This window comes from Arthrobacter sp. I3 (genome assembly GCF_000520575.1).
Lineage (GTDB): Bacteria > Actinomycetota > Actinomycetes > Actinomycetales > Micrococcaceae > Arthrobacter > Arthrobacter humicola_A.
This window is the reverse complement of sequence record NZ_KI914938.1, coordinates 42983-50913: the sequence shown is the minus strand read 5'-3', so window position 1 is coordinate 50913 and position 7931 is coordinate 42983. Positions and strand designations below refer to the sequence as shown.

Here is a 7931-nt window from a genome sequence, read left to right as displayed (position 1 = left end):
CAGGTCCGCCCGCCGGCGTCGCTATTTTTCCGTTCGCACGATTTTCCGTCCGCACGATCTTGCGTCCGCACGGCCCGGGCGCGTGCCCGGGTTGGCGCAGTGGGGCCGACCCGCGTTCAGACGCGGGCCAGGCGGCTGCGCCGGACCTGTTGCAGGGCCAGTCCCACCAGGCAGAGGGCCACGCCCGCCAACCCCACTGAGACGAAGCCGGCCGACGGGCCGATGAGGTCAATGAACAGCCCGGCAAGCGGCGCGCCCAGGGCCACTCCGCCGGTGAGCGATGACCCGTACCAGCCCATCGCCTCGCCGCGCCGGCTTTCATCCACCAGTTCGGCCACCTTTTCCGAGGCCGCGGACAACACCGGCGCGCACAGCAGACCCGGCAGCAACGCGAGCAGGCTGAGCGTCCAGACGTCGGTCGCGAAGGCCATCGGGACCGTCAGCGCTGACATCCCCAGCAACAGGAGGATCGGGGAAACGGCCCGGTGCATGGCACCGTAGAGGACGCCGCCCACCACCGAGGCCGCGCACCAGAAGAGGAACACGATGCCGATTTCGGCCTGGTGGCCGCCGGTCTGGAGCGCCGCGACGATGCCGACGTCGGTGCCGCTGAGGACCATGCCGGCACCGGCGCCGACGGCAAACACGGCGGCTACGGCGGCGGTGAACCAGCTGAAGTTGTGGATGACCCGGTGGCGCAGGCCGGATCCCCGCCGGCGGCGCTCCTCGGCGGCGGCCGCCAGGGGTGCCAGTTCGGCTGCGGCCTCCTGCAGATGGGCCGGCGCGGCGGCGACCACTGCGGCTTCCGCGCACTCCAGCTCCTGCGCCTCAAGCCCGGCGTCCGGGGAAGCACTCCGGGTGGGCGGGTTGAACCACATCAGGAAGAGCCCGGAGACGGATGTGGCCACTCCCACGACTGTCAGGCCCAGGACGGACTGGCCGCTGGTGGCGACGACGGCCCCGACGGCCGGGCCGATCATGAAGACCAGCTCGGTGGCGATGGCGTCGAGCGCAAAGGCAGTCCGGCGCTGTTCCCCGGGGGCCAGCACGCCCAGCGACTGCCGCACCACGCTGAAGATAGGCAGGGTCAGCAGGCCCCCGATGAAGACCAGGGGCAACAGGGCTTCGTAGGACACGTGCGGCACGATCGACCAGATCACGGCCTCGGAGACCACAGACGGAATCAGCGCCTTTCGCAGCCCCACGGTGTCGACCCGGCGTCCGCGCCAGGGCGCGCCGACGGCGATACCGATCGTCATCACGGCGGCGGCCGCTCCGGCGGCGGCGTAGCCCTGGCCGAGGGTCAGGACGATGTGCAGGGTCAGCAGGACGCCGGCCGCCGAGTGCGGTATGCGGGCGATCATGCCGACCAACAGGAGGCGTCTGATGGGCCGGATGGCCAGCAGCTGACGGTAAAGCGCGAAATTCACGGACTATATCCTTCTGGTACTGCCCACGGCAGCACCGGGAGGTCCCCCCGTTGGGCCGTCAGCTATGGTGCTGCGCGCTGCAGCTTGACCTCGATCGAATCAACCCGCTCGGCAAAGATTTCATTCCGGGCCCAGGCGTTATTGAGGCCGGCGACGATCGACTGCACGCCGGCGGCGTCGAGACCGTCTTCAAGGTAGAGGACCACACGGAGTTCCGGGCCGGCTCCCCCACCGGGGAGCCGCCTGCCATCGGCCGTAGCCGAGGCAACTCCACCCCCCGGATGAATTTCAACACGGCGGACCGCCGGAAAGCCAACCGCGCCTTCCCCGAGTGCCCCGGCGAGATCGGGATCGGCGTATGACGGCGTCCATGGCTGCTGTTGGGCGAGGGCCCAGACTGCCGGCCGGCGGACCACGAACGTCACTTCCGAGCCGGGATCGAGCACGAGCAGCTCCGCGCCTTCCGCGACCGCTGACAAGGCGGCCCGGGCCGCGTACACGGCGACCGGCCTGGCCTCCGGGTGCCACGCCGAAAGTGACGCCGCCGAGGTGAACACCGGCATGGCCGTCCGCCCGTCCGGCGCCTTGAGCGTCACCAGGGCCATGTCGGCTTGCTTGTCCGAGTGCAGCGGATCCCCGTTGGGGCCGGCCGCGGCCTCGCCCTCTTCGGCGAGCTGGGCGAGGATTGGCACGAACACCCGGGCGGTGGCCAGCGCCGCCACCACGGCCGCTTCGTCGCCAGTGCCCGCTGCGAGGTCGGACAAAGCCGCCAGATAGCCGGCGTCGGCGGTGCCCTCGTCGTTGTCGAAATTGTGGATCTTGGCGTCATCGCCGGACAGGCTGCGCCCTGCCCAGGGTTGGCCGGCGGAGTCGGTGGCCCCGCCGGCGCCGGCAAGGGCCGCCGCGATGTGCCCGGGCAGATGCCGGACGGGACCCGCCCCGGTCCCTGCCTGCACTGTCTCGTGGGGGTTATTGGGGTCGTGGGCGTCGTGGGTGTGCGTCATGGGCGCCTTCGCCGCTAGCGGCGGCCGGCGACGTCGAGGGCCTCGGGCAGGGTGAAGTTGCCGTTGTAGAGGGCCTTGCCGACGATGGCGCCTTCGACGCCGAGCGGCACCAGGGAGCGCAGGACCTTGAGATCCTCGAGGCTGGAAATGCCGCCGGAGGCGACCACCGGCTTGCCCGTTTTCTCGACCATCTGGCGCAGGAGTTCGACGTTGGGGCCCTGGAGCGTGCCGTCCTTGGTCACATCGGTCACGACGTACCGGGCGCAGCCGGCGTCCTCGAGGCGGCCGAGCACGTCCCAGAGGTCCCCGCCTTCCTTGGTCCAGCCCCGGCCGGCGAGGGTGGTGCCGCGGACATCCAGGCCGACGGCAATCTTGTCGCCGAAGCGATCGATCACCCGGGCCGTCCATTCCGGGTTCTCCAGTGCCGCCGTGCCCAGGTTGACGCGGGCGACGCCGAGGTCGAGGGCCTTCTCAAGGGATTCGTCGTCGCGCAGGCCGCCGGAGAGCTCCACCTTGATATCGAGCCGGCCGACGACCTCGCGCAGGAGATCGGCGTTGGAACCGCGACCAAACGCGGCGTCCAGGTCGACCAGATGCACCCACTCAGCCCCCTGCTGCTGCCAGTTGAGGGCGGCCTCCAGCGGGGTGCCGTAGCTCGTCTCGCTGCCTGCTTCGCCCTGTACGAGCCGGACGGCCTGTCCGTTGACGACGTCGACGGCGGGCAGGAGCTCGAGTACGGGCAGCGGGGTTTCGGTGGTCATCGTGGAGTCCTCAGCTTGGGGATGGTGGTGGGGAGGGGGCGGTCAGGACGCCGGCAGGGTCAGGAGGTAGGCGGCCAGCAGCGACATGCCGGCGAGGATGTAGAAAACGATCTGCACCCAGAGCGGACTTTTCTGCTGGCGGAAGGAGATCCCGCCGCCAACCAGCAGGCCGGCCACGCCCATAAGCACCAGGGACCACATCTAGGCGGTCCCTTCCGGGGCTGCGGTCCGGTCCGGGGCTGCGGGGCGCAGGCCCTCGACCCAGTTGCGCAGCAGCCGGGCGCCGGCGTCGCCGGACTTCTCCGGGTGGAACTGGGTGGCACACAGCGGGCCGTTCTCCACGGCCGCGATGAACGGGGCACCGTGGTCGGACCAGGTCACCAGCGGCGCAGCCATCCGCGGCTGGATGACGTCGAAGTCCCACTTCTGGACACCGTAGGAGTGCACGAAGTAGAAACGCTCGTCCTCAACCCCGGCGAAGAGCCTGGACCCTTCGGGGACGGCGACGGTGTTCCAGCCCATGTGGGGCACGACGTCGGCAGGCAACAGTTCCACCTTGCCGGGCCACTCCCCCATGCCCTCGGCTTCGGTGCCGTGTTCGACGCCGGCCTCGAACAGCACTTGGAGCCCGACGCAGATGGCCAGCACGGGACGGCCTCCGGCGACACGGCGGCCGATCATCCGGATGGCGTCAACGGCCTTGAGTTCGCGCATGACGGTTTCGAAGGCGCCCACACCGGGGACGACGAGGCCGTCGGCATTGAGGACATCCTCAGCCTTGGAGCTGAGGATGACTTCGGCGCCGGCCCGCTCCAGCGCGCGGACGGCGGACCGGACATTCCCGGAGCCGTAGTCCAGCACCGTAACGGTGGGCTTTCCCTGCGGAGAGACCGGCTTGGTCGCGGCGGCGAGGTCGATGATGGCCCCGTCGCGTAGCAGCGGGCCGGTCACAAAGCACCCTTTGTCGACGGGATGCCCTCGACGCGGGGATCCGGCTCGACGGCGGCGCGCAGGGCACGGGCAAAGGCCTTGAACTGGGCCTCGACGATGTGGTGGGGGTCGCGCCCGGCGGTGACGTTCATGTGCAGGCAGATCCCGGCGTGAAGGGTGATCGCCTCAAAAACGTGGCGGGTCAGGGAGCCCGTAAAGTGGCCGCCGATCAGGTGGTATTCCTGGCCTGCCGGCTCGCCGGCGTGGACCAGGTAGGGACGGCCGGAGACGTCCACGACAGCTTGCGCGAGGGCCTCGTCGAGGGGAACGGTCGCCTCGCCAAAACGGCGGATCCCGGCTTTGTTGCCCAGCGCGGTCCGCAGAACCTCGCCGAAAGTGATGGCCACGTCCTCGACAGTGTGGTGGACATCGATGTGGGTGTCGCCGGTGGCCTTGACGGTCATGTCGATCAGGGAGTGCTTGCTGAGGGCTGTCAGCATGTGGTCGTAGAACGGGACCGACGTGCTGATGTCTGAAACGCCGGTGCCGTCCAGGTTGATCTCGACCAGGACCGAGGACTCGCTGGTGGTCCGTTCCATGCGTGCGGTCCGGCCCTCGGCGGTGGTGGATCCGGTGGTGCTCATGTAGATGTGTCCTTTGGAAGAAGGCAGGGTGCTGGGCAATCTGGCGGGGACGATCAGGCTCCCCACCAAGTCTAGGCCTGCGGCTTTGCGGAGCCGGCCAGGATAAGTTCAAGTGCCTCCAGGAAGGCTGTGGTTTCTGTCTCAGTCCCCGCGGTGACGCGCAGGTGCCCCGGAATACCGACGTCCCGGATGAGGACACCGGCGTCCAGCATCCGCTGCCAAACCTCATGGGGGTTCTCGAGGCCGCCAAAGAACACGTAGTTGGAATCGGACGCGGCCGGGGTCAAGCCCAACCGCGTCAGTTCCGACACGATCCGGTCGCGCTGCCGCTTGATGTCCTCAACGTCCGCCATGAGCGCCTCCCGGTGGTGCAAGGCAGCCAGGGCCGCAGCCTGGGTAATGGCGGAAAGGTGGTACGGGAGACGGACCAGGCGCAGGGCATCAGCGACCTCCGGTGCCGCGGCCATGTAGCCGAGCCGCGCACCCGCGAGGGCGAAGGCCTTGCTCATGGTGCGCGAGACGATGAGCCGCTCCCGGCCAGGGAGCAGGGTGAGGGCACTGGGCGTGCCGTCGTGGGCGAACTCGTGGTACGCCTCGTCGACGATCACGATGGTCTGGCTGGCCTCGCCGGCGTCATAAACGGCCTCGACCACATCAAGGCCAAGCCCCGTGCCGGTCGGGTTGTTCGGGGAACAGAGGAAGACAATGTTGGGCTGAAGCTCGCGGACTTGCTGTGCCGCCGAGTCCGCGCTGAGCCCATAGTCTGACGCGCGGGCCCCGACGACGTATTCCGTATCCGTGCCAGAGGCCAGCAGCGGGTACATCGAATACGTGGGAGGGAACCCGAGGGCCGTCCGGCCGGGGCCGCCGAAGGCCTGGAGGATCTGCTGAAGGACTTCGTTGGAACCATTCGCGGCCCAGATGTTCTCCGCGTCCAGCCCATGGCCAAGGTATTCGGCGAGGGCTTCGCGCAATTCGGTGAATTCGCGGTCCGGATAGCGGTTCAGCCCGGCAGCGGCGGCACTCACGGCCTCGGTGATCGCTGCGCGGACATCGGCCGGGACCCCATGGGTGTTCTCGTTGACGTTGAGCAGGATGGGGACGTCCAGCTGCGGCGCGCCATACGGACGCAGGCCACGCAGATTAGTTCGGAGGGGCAGTCGGTTGAGGCGCTCAAGCTGGTCAGTCACGTGACCAGTTTAAGTGGTAGCGGGACGGGCGCTGAAACTGTGACGCCCGCGACGCCACCCGGGGGTGGTTACTTGGACGGGACGAACAGTTGCTGGCCCGGCATCACACGCGCGGCGTCCAGATTGTTCAGCTCCACGATGTCGGCCACGACGTCGCGGGGATCGCGCTCCGGAGCCACCGACCCGGCAATGGCCCAGAGGGACTCCCCCGGTTGGACTGTGACGGATACGGTCGGCGTCACCGAGAGCTGGTCTGCGGAATCTGCCGCTTTCGCGGGAGCGTTGAGGAATCCGCTGAACGACAGGATGAACGCCGCCAGCAGGATCAGCGGGACACCGAAGAAGACGAAGCGTCCGCGCCGGGTGAGCCGCAGCGGCGGCTGTTTGGTCCGGCCGCCGGAAACCGCGGCGGCGGCCCCTTGCGGCGCCTGCGACGTAGCGGCGCCGCGGCGCCTGGCGTTGAGCGGGTACACGTTGCCGTGAAGGGAACCACCCTGGCCCATGCCGCCTTGGTCGCGACTGCCGTGTCCGAGGCTGCCGTGTCCGATGTTGCGGCGAGCCGCTGCGCCACGTGGACCAACACCGCGGTGGCGGGTCGTGACGCCCTGAATGTTAGTGCCGTCAAACGCGCTTGAAACTGACATGAACTGAGCCCTCCTGGACCATAAGTTGCCGCCCGGCGTACTCACGTACTCGCCGCCAACCGGCCGAACCTTCGAACATAGAACCGAACATCGCTTGCGAACCCAGATCGTCAGAATCGAACACATATTCGAATCTTGCTAGTTCTGTTTTAGCACTTACTAACGAACGATGTCGAGACTCGCTAGAACAAATGTTTGAAAAAGGTCTGCGGCTGGCCTATTTTTGAGGGACAGGACAACCACTTTCGAACTCCCACTTTCGAACTACCCGTGGGAATTCATTCGTAGTTGATCAGCAGGGTCTGACATTTCAGGCCGGAAGTTCCCGGTGACAGCAGCCACGGCAGCCGGGCGGAACGGAAAGGCGTTGGCGAACATGGCAGCACAAGCCACCGGCGGCAGGGCCACCCCACGGAGCCCGCAGCCCGCCCGGGCCCCCAAGAGCCTCACCGTCCGGCAAAAGAAAATTCTGGAGACCATCCAGCGGTCCGTCACGGACAAGGGCTATCCGCCGTCCATGCGCGAAATCGGCGACACCGTCGGTCTCGCCAGCCTCTCGAGCGTGACCCACCAGCTCTCCCAGCTCGAAAAGCTCGGCTACCTGCGGCGTGATCCGAAGCGCCCGCGGGCCATGGAAGTGCTCATGCCGCTGACCCTGGACGAGGGGACCACACCGATTTCCGGTGTAGAGAAGTCAAGCGGCCTGCGGGCCGTCGGCGGCCTGTCAGTGACTGAGCTGGCCAGCGCCACCGACACGGCAATGGTGCCGTTCGTCGGGCGCATCGCCGCCGGCGGGCCGATCCTCGCGGACCAGGTGGTGGAGGACGTCATGCCGCTGCCCCGCCAGCTCGTGGGCCATGGCGAACTCTTCATGCTCAAGGTCGCCGGCGACTCGATGATCGACGCCGCCATCTGCGACGGGGACTGGGTGGTTGTCCGCCGCCAGGGCGATGCCGTAAACGGCGACATCGTTGCCGCCCTGCTGGACGACGAAGCCACGGTCAAGACCTTCCGCCAGCGGGACGGCCACACGTGGCTGTTGCCGCAAAACACCCAGTACGAGCCCATCCTGGGCGACCACGCCGTCATCATGGGCAAGGTCGTCTCGGTACTGCGCTCACTCTAAACTGCGCTCCCTCTAAACTGCGCTCCCCTTAGCCGACCCGGGCCATGCCGCCAGTTCGGAGCGGCCACCCCGCGGCGGATTTCCGGCGCAGGGTGGCGGCCCCGGTTGGGGCTTAGGCTTTCGCGGAGTCTTTCGCCAGGCGCTTCAGGGCTGCCATGGCTATCGATGAATCGGTGGTGGGCCAGAACGGCGGCAGCGCGGC

General features: G+C 68.0%; 9 protein-coding genes. 1 reads left to right on the top strand and 8 read right to left on the bottom strand.

Annotated elements, in window-relative coordinates; all coding sequences use genetic code 11:
* Positions 1-116 precede the first annotated feature (116 nt).
* The 8 genes from Y706_RS0115045 to Y706_RS25695 form a co-directional block, all read right to left on the bottom strand.
* Positions 117-1430, bottom strand: coding sequence for an MFS transporter (locus Y706_RS0115045; protein ID WP_028277241.1), 1314 nt, complete (start codon positions 1428-1430; stop codon positions 117-119).
* Between the two features lie 62 nt (positions 1431-1492).
* The gene (locus tag Y706_RS0115040) at positions 1493-2434 is read right to left on the bottom strand and encodes an SseB family protein (RefSeq protein WP_253906803.1); all 942 of its coding nucleotides are present in this window, start codon (positions 2432-2434) and stop codon (positions 1493-1495) included.
* 14 nt (positions 2435-2448) lie between these two features.
* Entirely contained in the window at positions 2449-3195 is a 747-nt protein-coding gene (gene priA / locus Y706_RS0115035) for a bifunctional 1-(5-phosphoribosyl)-5-((5-phosphoribosylamino)methylideneamino)imidazole-4-carboxamide isomerase/phosphoribosylanthranilate isomerase PriA (RefSeq protein ID WP_028277239.1), read from the bottom strand.
* A gap of 42 nt (positions 3196-3237) precedes the next feature.
* Positions 3238-3396 (bottom strand): hypothetical protein, encoded by a 159-nt coding sequence (locus tag Y706_RS29580; RefSeq protein ID WP_164468561.1) that lies wholly within the window; start codon positions 3394-3396, stop codon positions 3238-3240.
* Complete coding sequence (gene hisH / locus Y706_RS0115025; protein WP_028277238.1) at positions 3397-4146, bottom strand: imidazole glycerol phosphate synthase subunit HisH; 750 nt, start codon at positions 4144-4146, stop codon at positions 3397-3399.
* Complete coding sequence (hisB, locus tag Y706_RS0115020; protein ID WP_028277237.1) at positions 4143-4769, bottom strand: imidazoleglycerol-phosphate dehydratase HisB; 627 nt, start codon at positions 4767-4769, stop codon at positions 4143-4145. Before hisB ends, hisH begins: the two co-directional genes overlap by 4 nt.
* A gap of 71 nt (positions 4770-4840) precedes the next feature.
* Entirely contained in the window at positions 4841-5959 is a 1119-nt protein-coding gene (locus Y706_RS0115015; protein WP_028277236.1) for a histidinol-phosphate transaminase, read from the bottom strand.
* Between the two features lie 68 nt (positions 5960-6027).
* On the bottom strand, positions 6028-6462 hold the full coding sequence (locus tag Y706_RS25695) for a LysM peptidoglycan-binding domain-containing protein (RefSeq protein ID WP_028277235.1): 435 nt from the start codon (positions 6460-6462) through the stop codon (positions 6028-6030).
* A 517-nt stretch (positions 6463-6979) separates the two neighbouring features.
* Between Y706_RS25695 and lexA the strand changes: the two genes are divergently transcribed.
* A complete protein-coding gene (gene lexA, locus Y706_RS0115005; protein WP_028277234.1) occupies positions 6980-7729 on the top strand; it encodes a transcriptional repressor LexA in 750 nt (249 codons plus the stop codon).
* Positions 7730-7931 lie beyond the last annotated feature (202 nt).

Bases quoted from the DNA above. Each gene is read 5' to 3' on its own strand.
- priA (WP_028277239.1), bottom strand. From the start codon at position 3,195: ATGACCACCGAAACCCCGCTGCCCGTACTCGAGCTCCTGCCCGCCGTC.
- hisB (WP_028277237.1), bottom strand. From the start codon at position 4,769: ATGAGCACCACCGGATCCACCACCGCCGAGGGCCGGACCGCACGCATG.
- lexA (WP_028277234.1), top strand. From the start codon at position 6,980: ATGGCAGCACAAGCCACCGGCGGCAGGGCCACCCCACGGAGCCCGCAG.
- Y706_RS25695 (WP_028277235.1), bottom strand. From the start codon at position 6,462: ATGGGCCAGGGTGGTTCCCTTCACGGCAACGTGTACCCGCTCAACGCC.
- Y706_RS0115040 (WP_253906803.1), bottom strand. From the start codon at position 2,434: ATGACGCACACCCACGACGCCCACGACCCCAATAACCCCCACGAGACA.
- Y706_RS29580 (WP_164468561.1), bottom strand. From the start codon at position 3,396: ATGTGGTCCCTGGTGCTTATGGGCGTGGCCGGCCTGCTGGTTGGCGGC.